This window comes from Flavobacteriales bacterium, from assembly GCA_020435415.1.
In the GTDB taxonomy this organism is placed as follows: domain Bacteria; phylum Bacteroidota; class Bacteroidia; order JACJYZ01; family JACJYZ01; genus JACJYZ01.
The window spans coordinates 1-19958 of the sequence record JAGQZQ010000063.1; the positions used below are offsets into that span (position 1 = coordinate 1).

The window sequence follows — 19958 nt, forward strand, 5'->3', positions numbered from 1 at the left end:
GAATGTACATAAGTCCCGGGAGTAGAACGATCCGGGAACCTTCGCCGAACCTCCACATCACACATCACACATCACACATCATACATCATACACCCCCCCGTACCCATCAGCAAACCCTACCCCGCCAGCCTCACGCGTTACGCACTGCCTCCTGCCTACTGCCTACTGCCTACTTCACACCACCCGGGAACCTCTCCCGACTTTCTACTAACGACTAATTACTATCTTTGCATTCCCAAAACCATGAACCGGTCAGAAGAAAAACATATTTACCCCATTTTCGATCAGATTCTGGGGCGAAAGGAAAAAGAAGATTTCCTGAAGCAAAAAGCCATGGTGATCTGGATGACAGGTTTGTCCGGATCCGGAAAAAGCACCCTGGCCAAATCGCTTGAGCGCAGACTTTTTGAGAAAAAGTTCTTTACGCAGGTGATCGACGGTGACAATGTGCGGGCCGGCATCAACAACAACCTGGGATTTTCCGAAGACGACCGGAATGAGAATATCCGAAGGGTAGCCGAGGTCTCAAAGTTATTCCTTGATTGTGGCATCATCACCATCAATTGCTTTGTAAGTCCCACCCGGGCATACCGGGAAATGGCACGTAAGATCATCGGGACAGAGAACTTTGTTGAAGTTTATGTGAATGCACCCATTGAAGTTTGTGAAGATCGTGATGTGAAGGGCTTGTACAAGAAAGCACGGGCAGGAGAGATCAAGGACTTCACTGGCATCAGTGCGCCATTCGAGGCTCCCGAGCATCCGGATGTAGAGATTCGCACGGATCAATCCAGCATTGATGAGGCCGTTCAACAGTTACTGGATTTTATAGAACCCCGGATCACCAAAGACCGGAGCGATTCATAAAAGCATTTATAGAAAGACACGAAAGCATGAAGTCCTATAATTTAAGTCACCTGCGCGAACTGGAAGCCGAATCCATCTATGTGATCCGCGAGGTTGCTGCGCAATTCGAAAAACCCGCCTTGCTTTTCTCAGGAGGAAAAGATTCAATCGTGATGCTCCACCTGGCAAGAAAAGCTTTCTGGCCTGCCCGTCTTCCCTTCCCTCTGGTGCATATCGATACCGGTCATAATTTTGACGAAACCATCGCATTCAGAGATCGGTTGGTGGAAAAGATCGGGGCACGTCTGATTGTTGGCAGTGTACAGGAATCCATCGATAGCGGAAGAGCGACCGAGGAAAAAGGATTCAACGCCAGCCGGAATGCCCTGCAAACCGTAACCTTGCTAGACACCATCGAGGAACACAAATTTGATGCCGCCATGGGTGGCGCACGCAGAGACGAAGAAAAGGCACGTGCCAAGGAACGTTTCTTCTCACACCGCGACGAGTTCGGGCAGTGGGACCCGAAGAACCAACGCCCCGAGCTGTGGAACCTCTTCAATGGAAAGAAACTCATCGGTGAGCACTTCCGTGTATTCCCGATCAGCAATTGGACAGAAATGGATGTTTGGCAATACATCCTCCTGGAAAATATTGACCTGCCTTCACTGTATTTCAGTCACGAAAGAGAAGTGATCAAAAGAGATGGTATGTGGCTTGCCGCCTCCGAATACCTGAATCTGAAGGACACGGAAGAGGTGGAACGCAAGGTGGTTCGTTTCCGCACCATTGGCGACATGACATGCACAGGTGCGGTTGAATCTCCTGCCAGTACCTTGCAGGATATCATTTCAGAAGTGGCCGCTTCACGCATCACCGAAAGAGGTGGCCGGGCCGACGACAAACGCTCCGAAGCTGCTATGGAAGACAGAAAGAAAGCCGGTTATTTTTAATCGAATCCCTGTCCGGCATGAGTCCGGATCAAATCATATTCCCAATTATGACAAACAACGTTGACACCGAAGGCTACCTGAATATGGAGCTGCTGCGCTTCACCACCGCTGGAAGCGTAGACGACGGTAAGAGTACTTTGATCGGTCGGCTGCTTTACGATAGCAAGTCGATCTTCGAAGACCAATACGAGGCCATTAAAGAAACCAGCATGAAACGTGGCAGTGGTGAGGTCGATCTGGCTTTGCTGACGGACGGGCTTCGTGCAGAACGCGAACAGGGTATCACCATTGATGTGGCGTATCGCTACTTCGCCACGCCCAAGCGTAAATTCATCATCGCAGATACACCCGGCCATATACAATACACCCGCAATATGGTAACGGGAGCATCCACCGCCAACCTGGCCATCATTCTTGTGGATGCCCGCCAGGGTGTGGTAGAACAGACCTGCCGGCATGCATTCATCGCATCTCTGCTCCGTATACCCCACGTGGTGCTTTGTATCAACAAGATGGACCTGGTTGAATACAAGCAGGAAGCATTTGAGAAGATCCGGAAAGATTTCGAGGCATTCGCTTCAAAGCTGGATGTAACGGACGTTCGCTTTATCCCGATCTCCGCATTGAAAGGCGATAACGTGGTGAACAGGTCTGAGAATATGAAATGGTATGACGGACCTACGCTGTTATACCTGCTGGAGAACATTCATATCGCCAGTGACAACAACCACATCGATCGTCGTTTCCCGGTGCAGTACGTGGTTCGCCCGCAATCTGATGAATATCACGACTTCCGGGGCTATGCCGGACGCATTGCCGGTGGCGTGTTCAAGGTAGGCGACCAGGTGATGGTTCTTCCTTCCGGGTTCACGTCAAAGATCCAGTCCATACATCTGATGGATGAACGTCTGGAAGAAGCGTTCGCACCTATGTCGGTGACCATGACCCTGGAAGACGACATCGACATTAGTCGCGGGGATATGATCGTAAGGGAAGACAACGCACCGAATGTGAGCCAGGATCTTGAAATCATGATCTGCTGGATGAATGAGAAGAAATTAAGCGTACGCAACAAATATGTGATCATGCACACATCCAAGGATGCAAAGTGTGTGGTCAAAGAGATCAAGTACCGGGTAGATATCAATACGTTGCACCGCATAGAGGATGTTGATTCGCTTGGTTTAAATGAGATAGGACGGGTATCCCTGCGTACAACACAACCGTTGTTCTTTGATTCCTACCGTAAAAACAGAAGCACAGGAAGTGTGATCCTTGTTGACGAGGGTACAAATGAGACGGTAGGCGCCGGTATGATCATTTGATCACGTGGACCTGATTCGTTTAGGGATATAAAAAAAGCCGAACAAATTGTTCGGCTTTTTTTATGCTTATATTTTCAAATCTACTTCAGTGCAAATTTTACAGGAAGGTTAAAGCTTACCATCACGGGTTTACCACGTTGTTTTCCGGGTTTCCATTTGGGCATGGAGCTTACCACACGAAGTGCTTCTTCATCACATCCGCCTCCGATTCCGCGGGCGATTTTCGCATCCTTGATGGAACCATCAGGCATCACCACAAAGTTCACATACACCGTACCGGTGATACCTGCGTCCAGTGCTTTAGGCGGATAATTCATATTCTTCACAATGAACTTCTGCATGTTGATGAACGCGCATTTTTCCTTTTCGGCTTTGCTCTTTTCATCTTCACAGCCAGGAAATCTGGGCATATCTTCCACGATTACAAAAATCTCAGGAGCCGCTTCTTCTTCCTGCACCATTTCCATGGGCGCGATCTCGGTTTTTTCATCGATCTCAGACTGAAACACAGGAGTTTCATTGACCTCCTGGTCATCTTCCACGATCTCTATCTCTTCCGGCGGTGCGGGTGGTGGTGGCGGTGGTGGTGGTGGTGGTGTTTCCTGACGGGTGACCGGAATCATTTCTTCCGCAATGTCATCCACCATCACGTCTCCCAGATCCATCAGGGTTCTGTCAAATACCTTTATTTCAAACCCGATCAGAATAACGCACAATACTGCGGCATAACTGATCAGCATGTAAGTCGGCCGCTTTTTCTCAAGATCGGCTTCCGGTGATTTTTTTACGCTCATAATACGATATCTAAAAGGTTTCAGCGGCCCTTTATCCGTGCTAATTTACATATTTTTTTATTTAGAATACAAGCCTGTTTCGTTGGCTATCTCCGGGAAAACATCTCCGGTGACTTCCCATAAACGGTGTAGAACATGATCAATCCGGCCAGACAACCGATCCCGTTGGCCATCATGTCCATCAGATCTCCGGATCGTTGACTGAAGATGATCAGCTGCAGTCCTTCGATCAGGGTACCATAGACAAAACCAATGATCACGGCAGTGCTCCTGGCATGATAACGTAAGGCATAGAACGGATGTTGTTTACTGAAAGCAACGATCAGGGAAGATACCAGCACTGCAAAGAGAATGGCATGTGCTGCCTTGTCAAATGACAACAAATCCCACAGGTCACTATCCGGTAGCTCATCACCCGGCAGACCGCAAAGTCCAAGGATCAGTAATGCCCAAAAAACGGGAAACGCGAAATGCCTGAAAAGCATGACCGGTTACTCTCCGATCAATTCCTTGTATTCGTTGGCAGATAGAAGATCCTCCAGTTCAGAGGATTCACCGATGGAAATCTTCACCATCCAACCATCTCCATACGGATCTTTATTGATCGATTCGGGATTTGCTTCGAGAGAATCATTCCATTCCAGCACTTCCCCGGACAGGGGCATGAACAGGTCGGATACGGTCTTCACTGCTTCCACCGTACCAAATACATCCTCTTTGGCCAGGGTATCACCGATCGTATTAATATCCAGGAAAACAATATCGCCCAGTTCTCCTTGCGCGAAATCCGTAATACCGATAAAGGCGACCTCTCCTTCGATGCGCACCCACTCGTGGTCTTTGGTGTATTTCAGGTTTTCAGGAATGTTCATTTTGTTAATTTTTTGTCAAAAATACATTTTTTTCCAAAGCTGACAAGGAAGGAAATTAGTGCGAAATTAGGGTTTGAAAGATGCGTGATATTATCATTGAGCAAGGGTAAACCGTACGCTTACACCGGCACTGGTATTCGACGTGGGAAAGGCGGAACTCAGTGCCGGTTTGGTAATGATCCTGTCAAAGAAAACACGAACATTAAACCGCTCATTGATCACGTAGTCACCCGATGTTTTGATGGAGATGGTGTTGTTACCTCCTGAAGCCTGATTGATGATGTTGCCATTTTCTTCCCATCTCCTGGTGGTCAGGTTATTCCTGAAAGACAGATCCGCTCTCAGATTAAGGTCACTCTTCAGGTTTGACTTACCCACCTTGATAGGCAGTTCGAGATCCTTGATGCGATACCCACCGCCGATGACAAGTTCTCTTCCCCGCTGCTCCATCAACTGGCTGTTGGCAAAATTCATGGACAGATTCCGGTCCTTACGAATTTCAACCTTGGTAATAAGGCTGTTGTTCCAGGTGGCATCCACATTGATCAACGGGCTGAACTGTTCGGTGATCGATACCTGGTTGATCTGTCGCTGTGATATGAAATTGGCGTTCACATCACGGTTATAGGCAGCCCCGTTCTGTTCGGAATACAACAGGTTGGTGGTGTATGATCCGACATTGAATGAAGACCGGTAACCATGATTCATATTAAATGATTTGAATCGCTTTTTGAAGAATTCCATCTTCATAAAGCCTGTGTAGTTTACGGTCCAGTTGGGTTTGGGAAGCATGTTAAACGGGCTCAATGTTACCGTGGATGCACTCTTGTTTCCATAGGCTGCAATGAATGCCGGGATCATGACATCCTGGGAATTCTGCCCGTATCCATCCCAATACTGTCCTATCACGGGACCGGTGGAGTTGCTGTTCTTCTGCCCGAGTCTTGGCGAAATCTGCGATCGTAAATCGAGGAATTTCTGGAACACCTTCGAATTACCGTTTTTATCATCACCCTTGAACGCGGTACCCCAGGCTATAAAGGATACGCTCAGATTACCGGTTTCCATCGGACTGTAACTTTTATATCCGGAAGCTCCGTCCCATCGGAAATATTCCTGGTAATTCTCGCTGTAATTCCGGGTGGCCGTTACATCTATCTTAAGGTCTTTGAGGGGTTGTATGGTACTTCTGATATTGATATTCTGCACATAGGTTTGCATGAACGGATTGTTCAGCAGGGTGTCCCGGGTAATCCATCCGTAGGTTGCCGCATTTTCCCTGATCAGATCCTGACCCATACCAAAAACATACGGGATACCCGGCGCCAGTTGGTCGTTGTATTGGCTTATTCCATCAGAGTGGTATTTTTCAATACCGGCGATGTAGGTCTTCGGAAGATAACCGGGCAGGGTGGTACCGCGGGTTTCCGAATAGTTCACAGAAATATTCTTCACGCTGATCACCAGTCGGCCCAGGTACTTCAGAACATCATATTGTTGCGGATCCTTTTCCTTTTTCTTCTTTGTGCTATCTTCTTCGTTCTTGGGAGGCTCGGGCTTTTTTGCTGCCGGGTTCCCTCTGGTTGGCTTGTCTTCCTGTGCCAGCTTTTTAAGGGCCGGTATTTTATTATAGAGTGTTTGCAAATTTACCTGACCATTGATCTGTTTCTGGTTGCTATTCTGAATGGTATTTCCGAGATGTTTTGTTGCCAGTGACGCCGCACGCCAATCGTAGTTTCCTGTATAGCGTGTGCTCACCGTCATCCAGTTCAGAGCGGGGATCATGTTCAGGGGAAGGTTGTAACTGGCACTTACCCGTTGGCCAAAGGTGGTGGTTCTTCCTCCGTTGAACAGGTTGGTGCGAACAGAATCTTTTTCTTCGTCGGTATCTATACGCCCTTCCGGTTCATCGATCCGGGCCTGGTTCACGGCATTGTAATCGAGCTTCAGGGACTTGGTCAGGTCGTACTTCACATCGTAATACCGTCCCATGGTAAATGATTTGTTGTAGGTTTCCGTGATCTGCAACAAAGAAGAATTGGAGGTATTCCGCAGCAATGATTCTGAATACATCCTGTTCAGATCGGTACGAATGGACACCCTTGAGGGCATGGTGTAGAAGTTAAAATCCCTGAAGAGGCGCAGGTGTTTGGACTTCAGGAAGCCCACATTCTTAAAGGGCTGTACCGGTTTGGGGGTAGTATTGAAGTTGTATGTAAGCCCTCCTCTGTAGGTACGCATGGTCAGGTGTGCCGTCTGCACATTGCGCATATATGATTCCGTATAGGCGTATGTAGCGCTCAGGTTGGATACGTCATAAAAACGCGCCTTACCTCCGCTGGTGTTGTCTTTCCGGACATTGGTAAAATTGAGGCTTCTTCTTTTGTTAAAGGTTTGGGCCGTACTTCTGATGGAATCCCTTTGATGTATGGGAATGGCGTCGTTGTCAAGGATGGGTTTCAGCAGGATATCTGGATCCAGGGGATTGAACTGGGGCATGGAATAGCCTTCGGAATGCCCCACATACATCGGCACTTTGATACCGGTTTTTTCAGGAAGAAATTTACCCAGCTCCAGGTTGGAAGAGACATCATACGCCTGTGTATTTTCCCTTTGCCGTTCGCTCACCTTCTTCTCAATGGATCCGAAACCAACGGTACTCAGGTTACCGGACACAGCGATGTTCCCGAAATCCGCCAGCCGTGCATTCACCCTCGCATTGGCCGCCCATCCGCCTTTTTCATCAAAGTCTGCCAGGCGCAGTTCATTCACCCAGACTTCCGCACATTTTGAAGTACCGTCATCATTGTCTGCCGGCCTCGAGGCATCTGCTTTCGGATTACGCACCCCGATCATGATCTTGCGAATGTCGCTGAGGTTCGGGTTACCTTTTACCACCACATAATTTTTTCCGTCGGTCTCCTGATAAGGCGTCAATAAATTAATATTCGGGTCCGTAATCAACCGGATGTTTCGGTTTTGCTTCACCTTTTGCAACACGGTAAAGTCCAGCTCCAGGTTATTAACCTCAGGCCATACCGCATAGGGGTCTGTGGATCCTGCCGGCGTTACCTTCAAGGGAATCTCATATTCGTAATAGTTATCACTGAAATCCGTTCCCAACCGGATGATCACCGAGAGGTCATTGTCATTGAGGCTATTATTGCCGAAGGCTTCTGCGTGAATGAACATCCTCAGCTTTTTGTAGGAACGCACATCAAAATCCACATTCTTAAAAGCAGCCCTTGCATCCCCGTCTTTCAGATCACAGACCCGGAAGAGCAACGACTGTTCATTCAACTGACGCAGGTTGGTGGTGGAAATGTCCGCCTCACGGTTGATACCCGGAGGAAGGATATAAGCGACCGGCGTTTTATAACCGTTCTCCTCGATATTTACTGTAGTGAGGTCGAAGGTGGTGCTTCCGTCGTTGTCGTCGGGCAGGTATTCACCCGGGTAAAGAAGATCCGTGAATTTACGCCACTCGCTGCGTACCAGTTCCAGGGTGGCAAAGCGGCAGATTACCGGCTTGTCGAAATTTTTCATATACATCCGCATGAAGCGAATGGAGCGAAAATCAGAGATACTGCCCACAATATCTTCCGGACTTTTTATCGGTATCCGGAACTGATACCAGGAAACGGTTTCAGTTTTGCCATTGGGCAACTCCATCTCATGCTCCACCTTGTCGGTAATGTGGTTCTGGCCCACCACGAGATCCTGAGGACGCATGCTTACATGGTACTGAAAATAGCTTTCATTTTCGCTGAGGGTATTGTCCCGGTTCAGGTCTTCCTTGTCGGGAATAGATGTTGCCTGGGTAACTTCGTTGCCCGTGCTCTCCTGTGAGTTTCCGTCAGGGCCATTGTATCTTTTATAGCGTTCGGATATCCCCAGTTTCGCCTGATCGTAATCATCGCCCATGTAATAGTGGTAGTTATCACCGGAAGGGTCGTTGCTGGCCTGTATGTATGCCTGACTGGTGGTACCCAGACCGGGAGAACTGGCAATTTGCCGCACATAGGTGGAATCGAAGAATACTTTCTCATCGACATCCCGTAATCCGTCGAAACCTACGTCCTGATAAATTCGTGCATTTTCATCATTGCTGAATCCATCCACCAGCGACTGCACAACAGGAACCCTTCCCCATGCGGTAACATCATAAAGGTCTCCGTCGGGGCCGGAAGGCAATCCATGTTCAAAGAATTTGCGGGAGTCTTTCAATACGTCCTCGGAGATGTTTCCAAGGTTGAAATAAAGATCACCACCGCTGTGTGAAGGATCGTACAGATAGGGGTCCATCACCCAGAACTCGATGAACTCGATGTTGGAAGCTTCAAAGTCATTCGTTTCAATCTTCCGCATGATACCTGCCCATCTTGAAGATGGATCAATCAATGTACCATCGGGGTTCAGACCTTTGGAATAGGTACCCGAGTTGACGTCGTAGTTGTAAGGTCCTCTTTCACCGGGATAGAACGCAAGGTTAAGGACGGAAAGGTTGGTGGGCTGACCGTTGGCCGCCTGACGATTCGGGAAGATCTCCTGCTGGAAAACCTCGCGGCTGTAGTGGTCAGACTGAGCATCCAGGTCATTCTTGATGTGATCCGGAGTCTGTGAATCCTGTCTCAGGAACGAAGGATCGATAAAATACCAGGCCAGCTTCGCGCGGTTTTTTCCATAGTTCAGATCATTGAACAAGCCACCTTCCGGGAATATGCCGGGTTGGCCTTGCGGCGTGCTTGCCAGCGTCCATGCACCGAAAGATTTGATATCAATGGATGTTTCACTGCCTTCGAAGTCATCGATGTAAGCGGTTCCGTCCTTTCCGATGGCCCGCTGGTGACCGGGAACCAGGTTGGCAAACTCGGCATCCACGGATATGGTGGATATTTCCTTCGTCTCAAGGAAGGGAAGCTTATCCACCATTTTGGTCAGAAAGCGTGATTCGGTTCGGTAGCTTCCATCAAGCCCCCAGATGGTATTTGAGATCGGTTCATCCCCTATCTGAATTTTTTGGGTCAGCGGGCGTTCCGTCAGGTTCAGCACCGTCGCACCCAAATTGAAGTCCTTGGAAATGCGGTAGTCCATATGGGCACCCATCAGCGTTTTCGACTGGATGTTGAACAGGGAGTTGCTCTCCAGCGATATCTTGATCGGGGTACCTGAATTCAGCAGACCTTCGTTGATGATCTTTACACGACCGAAGACGTAATCCACGGTATAGTCTATGTTTTCCTGGAGGATACGGCCATTGGCGGACACTTTCACGGAACCTTGCGGAACGTTAGGTACACCGAGGGATATTTCAGAACTGGTGGAAGACTGGTACTGCCCTTTCATGGAGAACAGGTTCTTGTTCACCGGAAGTTGTTGTGCCGCGGTTTTGGTAGAGTCATACAGTTCCTGGAAGATGTATTTATCCGCAATGGCCGGATCTGTGAACTGGGATTTGAGGTAGCTACCGAACGGTTCGAGTACGGGGAAAATGATCCGGCCGTTCTGCACCTTGACCGTCAGTCCTTCAATGAAGTCGAATACCCCATCGGGGACAGGATCATTATTTACGTTGAGGTTATCCAGGTTGAGAACGGTAAGCAGCGGCTTTCCCTGGATGCTACCCTCGGGGATAAAGTTGATCGACGAACCCTGATCCACGTCGTAATACAAAATGTTCAGCTTGAAGTTATCCCGGTTGACATTGTAGGCATTGATGGCGTAAATGTTTTTCATCATCAGGTCCCATACACAATTCCTGGGATTGATAATGGTGCTTTTGAGCATCTTCACAACCAGTGCTTCCGGCGCCACGATCCCATCTGTGGAGAACTCACCCACCTGGTAGGTCTTGTCGCCTACAGTGTACTGGAAAGCAACGGCCAGTACTTCATCGGGGTTCAGCTGAAGGTTCAGGGAGATATATCCCAGTTGTGGATGGAAGGAGAACTCGGTGGGTTTCAACATCCGGGCACTTTCAATCCGCTCGTAGTCATCCACTGGTGTGAGTGGCGTCGTGGAAAGCACGGCAGTGGTGGTATTCAGGTCACGAACCCCGGTCAGTCCGGTGATGTTGGCATAAAGGTCATTGGTGCCGTTGTTAGGGAAGATGGCTCCTGTTGGAACCACATAACCGCTGCTGCTGCAAATATTGGAACCGTTCTCCCCCAGGTCGGTCAATGCAATAATGTTCCGGGTGTTTTCGGTGGATGGATTCTTGTTGGTGATCCAGACTTCCACCCTGGTGATGTTGACACCAGAGGTAATGGCCGGCATTTTTGACAATGCCTGTTCATATTGATCCCTGAAATATTGGCTGAGGAAGAAGTGTCGGTTGGCCTCGTAATTGAGTCCTTCTATTTCGAAATCGTTGGTCTGCGCGCCTCCCTGAAGTTCGATCTCCGATTTTTTTCCTTTTTGTTGTGAGAAGATGGTGGTAACGGTAGCGCGTCCGAATTGCAACTGGGTCTTGATACCGAACAGACTCTGGCTACCGGTGATCAGCGTTCCTGTCAGCGGCAGGTTCACGTTTCCGGCCTCGATCTTTTTAATGATCTCATCTTCGTAGCCGGTGTACTCCAATTTCATCTGGTTCTCAAAATCGAAGTTGGCTTCCGTATTGTAGTTGGTGGTCAACTTGAGCTTTTCTCCGATGTTTCCTACCACATTCATCTGGATTTTCTCCTGAAAGTCGAAGGTGGAAATGCGACGTTGTTTTACGGGAAGAGCGGGATTGTCTGTTCTGGAGATGCTGGCGGCAAAGATCAGTTCCGCGGAACCCTGTGGACGGATATCAACGGTACTTCCGCCAAAGATCCGGTCGAAGGCTTCCCCTCCCACATGAATCTGGGGGATAACGGTACGCTGCCTGTCGAAACCTTCGCCTTGCACCCGTTGTTTCCAGTAATTCTGCTCCGACTGCTCCGAGATATACTTCTGATAATCCTCGAAGGACATGTAGGTTGGCGGCCGATAGTTCAGTCCACCCATGGTCTCGGTGATCACATACTGACCCGTTTCCGCATCATATTCGATATGACGCTCAATATTGGAAGGGTCTTTCAGGTACATCGGGTTGTCGTCACTGCCGGTGTGATCTCCGTACCGGTCCTTCATATCGTAGGGCAGGTCTTTCTTCCCGGTATCACCGGCTACCGACAGGTAAGTATGGGTGGTGCGGTCATCTGAAAAACTCAGGTTTACATTATCACCCGCCTGAACGACCCACATGGTGCCACTCAGTGCCAGAGCAGCAATGCCCCTAACGGTTGATATATGCCTGTGTTGTTTCAAAAATCCTGTTACATTTTACCTGTTATTTGCCGGCTTAGCTTCTTCCCTGCTGTCCTTTAAAAAAGACTACAACGTCTGGTGGTGGGGATTATTACATGACCAGAAAATACTCGAATGCCAACATTCAACTTCCTCATAAAATGGGGCATAAAGGAACGAAATTCCACAAAACCGCTTGTTAAAGGTTCTTTAAGGCTACTTTGATCATCTGTTCAACAGGAACCGCATCGCCTTCGCTCTTGATGGCTTTCTCGACCGCCCGCTCTGCCTGAACCCGGCTGAAGCCCAACTGTGTCAATGCAGCCAGCGCTTCATCCTTCGCCGCCACAGGCTTGTCTTTTGTAATGACATCTGCTGCACCACCCCCTTTACCTATCTTATCCCGAAGGTCGATGATAAGGCGTTCGGCGGACTTGGCCCCGATACCCTTGATGCTTTTCAGCAAGGCCACGTTTCCTTCCAGGATCGCCTTTCTGGTTTCGGATGGATTGAGAGATGACAGGATCATTTGTGCCGTTGAAGGACCAACACCGGAAACAGAGATCAATTGCCTGAACAGATCCCTTTCCTCGCGGCTTGAGAATCCGAAAAGGATATGGGCATCTTCACGAACCACCAGGTGTGTATACAAAAGGATCGCCTCATCCTGGCCAAGGTCCGCATAGGTATGCAACGAAATATTAAGCCAGTAGCCGACACCCTGGCAATCTACGACCGCATGGGTAGGGCTTTTTTCGACCAGGCGTCCCTTGAGTTGTGTAATCATGCAGAGGTTTTTTTGTTTTGGGCATCCACCACCGCCAGGGTGATCATATTCACGATCTCTCTGACTGAACTGCCCAGCTGAAGCACGTGCACCGATTTGTTCAGGCCAAGAAGAACCGGACCGATGACCTCGGTGGCACCTAATTCCAGTACCAGTTTGTAGGCGATGTTACCGGCAGACAAGTTAGGAAAGATCAGGGTATTTGCACCTTCCCTGCCCAACTCGGTGAAAGGGAAGTTTTCACGAAGCAATTCGGGGTTCAGGGCAAAATTAGCCTGCACTTCCCCGTCTACAATTAATCCGGGATAATTTTCATGAAGAATGGAAACGGCTTTGCGCACTTTCTCACAGTCTTCGCCATCGGCAGAGCCAAAGTTGGAATAGCTCAGCATGGCGATCCGCGGTTGTATTTTAAATTGTTTGACTGCTTTGGCCGTCAGCACGGCAATATCCACGAGGTCTTGTGCCGTCGGGTTCAGGTTAACGGTTGTATCCGCAAAGAAAAGCGGACCGCGCTTGGTAAACAGGATATACATCCCGGCGACCTTATTCACCTCAGGCTGGGTACCGATGATCTGCAAGGCAGGACGGATGGTATTGGGGTAATTGCGTGTGAGTCCTGAGAGCAGGGCATCTGCCTCGCCGTTCTCTACCATCATCGCGCCGAAATAATTCCGTTCACGCATGAGGTGGCGTGATTCGTACTCGGTCAGTCCACGGCGTTGCCGTTTGCTGAACATGATCTCACCGTATGTTTTCCGGTGTTCTTCCTCTTGCTCAGAACGGGGATCAATGATGGGTGTATCGCCAAGATCCAGGTTATTCTCCTTCATCAAAGCCCGGATGCGTTCCACATTCCCAAGGAGGATGGGCTTCACAATACCTTCATCCCTTGCCATCTTGGCCGCCTTGAGAATTTTGTAGTGATCCGCTTCTGCAAACACCACCCGCTTCGGTTTTTGTCTGGCCTGGGTGGCGATGGCGGTGATAAGCTTGTTGTCGAGGCCCATCCGTTTCACGAGCTCCACATTGTACTGGTCCCAATCTTCGATCCCGTCACGTGCGACACCGGAGTCCATCGCTGCTTTCGCGACAGCAGGGGCCACCCGCGTGATCAGGCGGGGGTCCATCGGTTTAGGGATGATATAATCTTTCCCGAACACCATATTCTTTGCATTGTATGCCTGGTTGACGATCTCAGGAACGGCTTCGCGTGCCAGATCTGCAATGGACTTCACGGCTGCCAGCTTCATCTCCTCGTTGATGCCGGTGGCACGTACATCCAGGGCGCCGCGAAAGATGAATGGAAAGCCCAGGACATTGTTTACCTGATTGGGGTAATCGGACCTGCCAGTGGCCATGATCAGGTCTTCCCTTGCAGCCATGGCATCCGGATAGGTGATCTCGGGATCAGGGTTGGCCAGGGCAAACACAATCGGCTTGGCGGCCATGGAACGAACCATGTCCTGTGAAACCACATTGCCTTTGGAAAGCCCCACGAAAACATCGGCGTCTTTCATGGCATCTTCCAGTGTTTCAATATCACGGTCTGTGGCGAAGAAGGCCTTTTGCGCGTCGAGGTTCTTCCGGGATTTCCGGATAACGCCTTTGCTATCAAGCATCACCACATTCTCCAGTTTTGCCCCGAGTGACAGGTAAAGACGGGTACAGGATACGGCAGAGGCACCGGCGCCATTCACCACGATCTTCACCTCTTCAATTTTTTTATCCACCAGGTCAAGTGCATTGATGAGTGCCGCCGCGGAAATAATGGCCGTACCATGCTGGTCGTCGTGCATGACGGGTATGTTCAGCTCTTCACGCAAGCGTTTCTCAATCTCGAAACACTCCGGGGCTTTGATGTCTTCCAGATTGATGCCACCGAAGGTCGGTGCAATGGCTTTCACCGTGGTGACAAAGGCATCGACATCCTCGATATCCACTTCGATATCGTATACGTCGATGTCGGCAAATATTTTGAACAGGACGCCTTTTCCTTCCATGACAGGCTTGGAAGCTTCCGGACCGATGTTGCCCAGTCCGAGTACTGCGGTTCCGTTGGAGATGACGGCCACCAGGTTGCCTTTGGCGGTATACCGGTACACGTCATCCGGGTTCTCGCTGATCGCCACACACGGTTCTGCCACGCCGGGTGAATATGCCAGTGACAGGTCCCGCTGAGAACTATAAGGCTTGGTAGGGATGACCTCTACTTTTCCAGGTCTCCCGTAAGCGTGATATTCCAACGCCTCCTGCTTGCTGTTTTTTCCCATATTTTAACTTTGTTAGCTCGTCAACAAATGTAAAAATTCTAAAGGAAGTCCTTCGCCATGAAACGCAAGCAGATCGTTGTACTTACAGGCGCCGGTATCAGCGTAGAAAGCGGCATCTCCACCTTTCGCGACAGCGGCGGGCTATGGGAGCAATACCGCATAGAAGATGTGGCCACACCCGAGGCTTTTCGGGCCAACCCGGCCCTGGTGCTGGACTTCTACAATCAGCGGCGAAAACAGATCATGGAGGTAGAGCCCCATGCCGGCCACCATGCCCTGGTGGAACTGGAGCAGACCCATGATGTGCAGATCATCACGCAAAACATCGATGACCTGCATGAACGGGCGGGATCCACGAACGTGCTTCATCTGCATGGAGAGATCAGAAAGGTGCAAAGCACGCTGGACCCCACCTTGGTCTATGACCTGGATGGCTGGGAACTGAAGCTCGGCGACAAATGTGAGCGTGGATCGCAGCTCAGGCCTCATATCGTATGGTTCGGGGAGATGGTCCCTAACATCGAGATCGCGCAACGGATGTGTATGAAAGCGGATGCCCTGCTGATCATCGGGACGTCGATGGCTGTTTATCCGGCGGCCGGACTGGTTCATTATGCACCACGTCACATCCCTAAATACCTCATTGATCCGAACGACACGGAAGCAGGTTATATGGACAACCTGACCATTGTGCGGCAGACTGCTGGAACCGGGGTACCGGAAGTTGTTAAGAAGTTGGTGGCTTCTGGTTTGCCGGGCCCTCCGAAGCTTTAGCGAAGGAGGGTGGTTTCTAGTTTCTGGTTCGGGGACATTCGTTGTTCCGGTGACATATGAGGGTTAATGGTTTAAAGTGTACGGTTTAGCGTATATCTGAATTATCGATCACAAGTCCCTTCATCGGTAATAATTATCCGGGGATCAAGCCACCAGGGTAAATAGCAAAATGCCAATGTGATTCGCATTATCTTCATTGGCATCATAGTTCAAAAGTGCTTTGCTTGCAATATTTGCAGAACGTATCGTCGCCGGCTTTCCTGAACTTCCAGAATGGCTGGTGGCAAAGATATTCCACCCGGATGTCTTTGGAGGATTTCATGATGTGATCAATCTGTGTTGATGCTTCTGTTACGGTGTTCCAGGCTTTTGGTTCTCGGGAAGCTGGCTATCCGATTCATCTTTCCTTTTTATCCTATCCAGTAAATATACGATAAAAAGTAAAGCCATAAATAGCGAAAACGATGTTGCAACATGGCATAACTCTTTGCCTAATATCCCATGCATACTCCAGAAAGATGGCAGAAAGTCACGATGTATTGAAACAACCAACATTATATATAGCTCCGGGTGGATGACCTGTAATACTACAAGCACTAACCTCATGATTGCACTTTGACGAACCCATCTGATCCAATATAATTGGGTAAGGAGTAATGTTCTCACAATTGAAATACAAACCGGAGTCCAATACTTGATTTCCATTTGACCAACCACCGGCGTGAAACGTACAAGCCATTGCAGGCACGTAAACAAACCATAAAAACAAACAAACCGCCATGTCAGATGATTAAATCGACCGGATGCAAACCGGTCAATGCGTTTCCTGAATGTTACATAGATCAGTCCGTACAAACCAATCCCGGGAAGCAGGTCAGTATTTATCCATGACATATGATCCAACATTCTAATATCTCATCATCTAAACTCTCTCCTTCACCGGTACCCAGACCTCCTCTTCCGAATCAGGATCATCATGTTTATACTTTTCACCCATGATGGCGAAATGCGGGCGGTCAGCCAACTGATAGGTTGATTGCGGAAGCCAGGTATTGTAAATGTATTGGTAGGTTTTGGGTCCTTCGGATGCCGGACCCCTATGAATGAATACAGCGTAGAGGCCTTCAGGTATGATCAGGGATTCCATTCCTTCCGGCAGTTGACCATGATGGCTCACTTCGACGGCAGCCCATTTTTCAAACTCTTTACCCTGACTGAAGTTTTCGAAATAACCCGGTTCAAATATCTCCAGGGAGAATAATTCCGAACCTATGGGGTTGAGAATTTCTTTCCGTCGGGGCATGAAGCTACGCCACAATTCACCCGTGCGGTTGTTGTCCATGGACATGCGGATATGCTGTCCGATCAGTTGCTTTTCAGAAAGGGTTTCTATTCGTGGTGTTTGTTCCATGGGTTCAAGATAGGAATATTGGGGGGAAGTTGGCGGGAGACAGTAAGCAGGAGGCGGGAGGCAGGAGGCGGCCTGGTAGGGAACGGTGGTTAGTTTGAGTTGGGGGCATGAATCCCCACCCCGGAACAAGTTATAAAGAATATGGATGTCAAATGGGATGATGTACGTGCGATTCATACGTCTGTAAGAAATAACCCCAACTTTTGCAGTAGGAGGTGAGTAACGAGCCGAACTATCTGTAATTAGTTGGGGTTATCCCGATTTAGAAAATCACTTTTCGGATGCACGAAGTACGGGCCGAAAAGATTGATTTTCTTAATCGCTATGCAATAGAAAATTTTCTATTGCATAGTTTGGGATAACACAAACTTTTCATGATCGGGACATGCCAGAACATGATCGCTAACCCAAACCAATTTTATGATCTGACTTACCCGCGTAAGAAGTGGATATACATTGTCCACTACCTCGCTATTAATATGGTAACTTGAGACCGGGGCGGGGATTCGTGTGCCCCGTCCGTTGAAGTCCCCGGGACAAGAGTGTATTGGAGTTGGCAGGAGGCGGTAGGCAGTTGGCAGGAGGCAGTCGCCAACCTGATAACTTTCATGTCCAGTGGGCGCATTGCAACATGAAGCGTCAGACGGCGTGTAAGCAGGATAGGTTCAGCATGCCATGCACCATTTCAGTTCTGACTTACCTCTGCAAGAATACGCGTCACATTATCCCGGATCACATGACTAATTACGTTAACTTGAGAGCGGGGCGGGGATTCGTGTGCCCCGTCTGTTGAAGTCCCAGGGACAAGAGTGTTTTGGAGTAGGCAGGAGGTAGTTGGCAGAAGGCAGGATCGGTACCGAATGTTTCTATTTGGTGATGTGGTGATTTAGTGATGTGAGGACCTGCCAGCCAACGCGGTAGACTTTGTGGGGCAGGCTGGCCTGCCAGCCAACGCGGTAGACTTTGTGGAGCAGGATGGCCTGCCAGCGGAAGCACTAGCCATTGCAAGGCAGACTGGCCTGCCAGCCGACGCGCCAGCCATGGTGATAGCAGGCTGGTGATGTATCGCAGCCCGGTGAACCGTGTTGTGCGGCAACTTTAAACCTTAAACCGTCAAACCCTATTTTGACATTCTGCCTACCTTTACCCCATGCCACATAAAAGATTATTTTTTCTCGCCGTTTTTCTGATCATTCTTGGAATGACCATGGCCATCGGCCTCCATGGCGCCGCTCGCCCTTTCGACCTGATCATCATTGGGGCCGGTGCAGTGGTTTATATCATCGCACTCCGGAAAAGAATAAAGATCAGGGATAAACAACAGGCAGGATAATAGGTGCTTAATTCCGCTCCCATTTGCGGCGCGCCGTTCCTTCCCGGGTCTCCACCTTCCACCCTTTCTCCCTGGCTTTTCTGAACAACCGCTTCCGGAGTCGCCGGGGATAAAATATGCGTCGGTAAGTCTTCCTATAACTGTACTTTGTGAGAATATCCAATTGCGACAAAATATCATAACCCGCTGCCCCGCACCGCATGCCAACAAAAGCATAATCGTAAGGACTGTTTGCAAGATATGCCGCCGTTATGCTGTCGAAACAATGTTTCTGAAACGGGGTTACCGGGATATGAAAGACCGCCTTCTTCATGCTGTCCGGTTCTCCGCCAAATAATGCATAAAAACTTTTTTCCTTGATGGAAGCAAACATGCTATGCCGGTTGTTCTTTTTGGCAAACAAATGAAATTTACCCCTGGGCAGGAAGTTCACGATCTGGTCTTTTTCACCCTCAACACCTACATGACTACCCCATTTTCCTCCAAACCAGGTAACCTCTTCATCCCTAAATTTCCAGGCTGGCCTGGAACCATATAAAAAGTGCACATTCAGGGTATCCTGTGCAAAAGACACCCCAAAACAGAAGAACAAAAAAATAGTTGTGTAGTTAAGCATTGCTTTAGGTGATCCACCCCACCTTCCTGCTCCATTCCTCCATCTCTTTCTGCCTCAATTCATAGCTTTCAGGTGGCGCTTGATTTGAATCAGCCACTCCCTTCCGGATGGCTTCCGTTTCCTCTTCAATCGGATTGAGGCCGTAGGACAACCGCAACGCATTTACATTTGCAGTATCTTCCATTACCCATGGGCTCATCTCTCCATGTTCGTCCCAGTCGTACTGTGTACCGAACACTTGCGGACGACGTTCATTGAAGCATATTCTGTCATACAGGAATGCAAAGTTCCGTCTGTCTTCCAGGCCTTCGTCCATCGCCCTCTTCACATACTCAAGACAACGGCGTTGAAATCCCGGGAAGGAGATCGCATGCAGGACGATGATCATGGCAGCGTCTCTCGCCTGACGACCCACCCTTGCCTCCGAAGGCCATCCGATCTCATCTATGATCTTACTCAACCGCCGCGCGTGTTTCAGATGAACCGCTTCCATCTCTGCATGGTAACCGTCGTAAAGCGCACCGCTCTCTGCCAGGCCTTGCCTTACCTCAAGATCATGTTCTTTCATTTGAATGATCTCACCGGCCAATGATTGAAAGTTCATCTATTTACGCGCTTCTTTTAACCCAGATTATGCAGTAGAAAATTGAAAAGGTGGTTCCAGCCGTTCGGTTTTTTCGAAAATATGCTCCAGAAAGTGCC

At 49.2% G+C, this 19958-nt stretch carries 14 protein-coding genes; 5 read left to right on the top strand and 9 right to left on the bottom strand.

Features of this window, described 5'->3' with window-relative positions; genetic code table 11:
- Positions 1-243: 243 nt before the first annotated feature.
- The 3 genes from cysC to cysN are packed head-to-tail and all read left to right on the top strand — an operon-like array spanning position 244 to position 3124.
- Positions 244-867: an adenylyl-sulfate kinase gene (gene cysC, locus KDD36_10525; GenBank protein MCB0397081.1), complete on the top strand. Its 624-nt coding sequence runs from the start codon at positions 244-246 to the stop codon at positions 865-867.
- A gap of 26 nt (positions 868-893) precedes the next feature.
- Complete coding sequence (gene cysD / locus KDD36_10530; protein ID MCB0397082.1) at positions 894-1799, top strand: sulfate adenylyltransferase subunit CysD; 906 nt, start codon at positions 894-896, stop codon at positions 1797-1799.
- Between the two features lie 47 nt (positions 1800-1846).
- Positions 1847-3124 (top strand): sulfate adenylyltransferase subunit CysN, encoded by a 1278-nt coding sequence (gene cysN / locus KDD36_10535; protein MCB0397083.1) that lies wholly within the window; start codon positions 1847-1849, stop codon positions 3122-3124.
- A gap of 80 nt (positions 3125-3204) precedes the next feature.
- Here the strand turns inward: cysN and KDD36_10540 are convergent, their stop codons facing one another.
- From KDD36_10540 to KDD36_10565, 6 genes are all read right to left on the bottom strand, one after another.
- Positions 3205-3918 (bottom strand): energy transducer TonB, encoded by a 714-nt coding sequence (locus KDD36_10540; GenBank protein ID MCB0397084.1) that lies wholly within the window; start codon positions 3916-3918, stop codon positions 3205-3207.
- 86 nt (positions 3919-4004) lie between these two features.
- Positions 4005-4403: a VanZ family protein gene (locus tag KDD36_10545; GenBank protein MCB0397085.1), complete on the bottom strand. Its 399-nt coding sequence runs from the start codon at positions 4401-4403 to the stop codon at positions 4005-4007.
- A 6-nt stretch (positions 4404-4409) separates the two neighbouring features.
- The gene (gcvH, locus tag KDD36_10550) at positions 4410-4790 is read right to left on the bottom strand and encodes a glycine cleavage system protein GcvH (GenBank protein MCB0397086.1); all 381 of its coding nucleotides are present in this window, start codon (positions 4788-4790) and stop codon (positions 4410-4412) included.
- Between the two features lie 93 nt (positions 4791-4883).
- A complete protein-coding gene (gene sprA, locus KDD36_10555) occupies positions 4884-12083 on the bottom strand; it encodes a cell surface protein SprA (protein MCB0397087.1) in 7200 nt (2399 codons plus the stop codon).
- 178 nt (positions 12084-12261) lie between these two features.
- A complete protein-coding gene (gene ruvA / locus KDD36_10560) occupies positions 12262-12849 on the bottom strand; it encodes a Holliday junction branch migration protein RuvA (protein MCB0397088.1) in 588 nt (195 codons plus the stop codon).
- A complete protein-coding gene (locus KDD36_10565) occupies positions 12846-15122 on the bottom strand; it encodes an NADP-dependent malic enzyme (GenBank protein MCB0397089.1) in 2277 nt (758 codons plus the stop codon). Before KDD36_10565 ends, ruvA begins: the two co-directional genes overlap by 4 nt.
- A 57-nt stretch (positions 15123-15179) precedes the next feature.
- On the opposite strand from KDD36_10565, the gene KDD36_10570 reads away from it, so the two are divergent.
- Entirely contained in the window at positions 15180-15896 is a 717-nt protein-coding gene (locus KDD36_10570; GenBank protein ID MCB0397090.1) for an NAD-dependent deacylase, read from the top strand.
- A 922-nt stretch (positions 15897-16818) separates the two neighbouring features.
- Here KDD36_10570 and KDD36_10575 read toward each other — a convergent pair.
- On the bottom strand, positions 16819-17307 hold the full coding sequence (locus tag KDD36_10575) for a GyrI-like domain-containing protein (GenBank protein MCB0397091.1): 489 nt from the start codon (positions 17305-17307) through the stop codon (positions 16819-16821).
- Positions 17308-18457: 1150 nt separating this feature from the next.
- On the opposite strand from KDD36_10575, the gene KDD36_10580 reads away from it, so the two are divergent.
- Positions 18458-18640 carry a hypothetical protein gene (locus tag KDD36_10580; protein MCB0397092.1) on the top strand — a complete coding sequence of 61 codons (183 nt, stop codon included), beginning with the start codon at positions 18458-18460 and terminating at the stop codon, positions 18638-18640.
- A 7-nt stretch (positions 18641-18647) separates the two neighbouring features.
- Here the strand turns inward: KDD36_10580 and KDD36_10585 are convergent, their stop codons facing one another.
- On the bottom strand, positions 18648-19256 hold the full coding sequence (locus KDD36_10585; protein MCB0397093.1) for a hypothetical protein: 609 nt from the start codon (positions 19254-19256) through the stop codon (positions 18648-18650).
- A gap of 4 nt (positions 19257-19260) precedes the next feature.
- Entirely contained in the window at positions 19261-19860 is a 600-nt protein-coding gene (locus KDD36_10590) for a hypothetical protein (protein ID MCB0397094.1), read from the bottom strand.
- Between the last annotated feature and the right edge of the window lie 98 nt (positions 19861-19958).

Bases quoted from the DNA above. Each gene is read 5' to 3' on its own strand.
- KDD36_10570 (MCB0397090.1), top strand. From the start codon at position 15,180: ATGAAACGCAAGCAGATCGTTGTACTTACAGGCGCCGGTATCAGCGTA.
- KDD36_10545 (MCB0397085.1), bottom strand. From the start codon at position 4,403: ATGCTTTTCAGGCATTTCGCGTTTCCCGTTTTTTGGGCATTACTGATC.
- KDD36_10580 (MCB0397092.1), top strand. From the start codon at position 18,458: ATGCCACATAAAAGATTATTTTTTCTCGCCGTTTTTCTGATCATTCTT.
- KDD36_10565 (MCB0397089.1), bottom strand. From the start codon at position 15,122: ATGGGAAAAAACAGCAAGCAGGAGGCGTTGGAATATCACGCTTACGGG.
- cysN (MCB0397083.1), top strand. From the start codon at position 1,847: ATGACAAACAACGTTGACACCGAAGGCTACCTGAATATGGAGCTGCTG.
- KDD36_10575 (MCB0397091.1), bottom strand. From the start codon at position 17,307: ATGGAACAAACACCACGAATAGAAACCCTTTCTGAAAAGCAACTGATC.
- KDD36_10540 (MCB0397084.1), bottom strand. From the start codon at position 3,918: ATGAGCGTAAAAAAATCACCGGAAGCCGATCTTGAGAAAAAGCGGCCG.
- KDD36_10590 (MCB0397094.1), bottom strand. From the start codon at position 19,860: ATGAACTTTCAATCATTGGCCGGTGAGATCATTCAAATGAAAGAACAT.
- cysD (MCB0397082.1), top strand. From the start codon at position 894: ATGAAGTCCTATAATTTAAGTCACCTGCGCGAACTGGAAGCCGAATCC.
- gcvH (MCB0397086.1), bottom strand. From the start codon at position 4,790: ATGAACATTCCTGAAAACCTGAAATACACCAAAGACCACGAGTGGGTG.
- KDD36_10585 (MCB0397093.1), bottom strand. From the start codon at position 19,256: ATGCTTAACTACACAACTATTTTTTTGTTCTTCTGTTTTGGGGTGTCT.
- ruvA (MCB0397088.1), bottom strand. From the start codon at position 12,849: ATGATTACACAACTCAAGGGACGCCTGGTCGAAAAAAGCCCTACCCAT.
- cysC (MCB0397081.1), top strand. From the start codon at position 244: ATGAACCGGTCAGAAGAAAAACATATTTACCCCATTTTCGATCAGATT.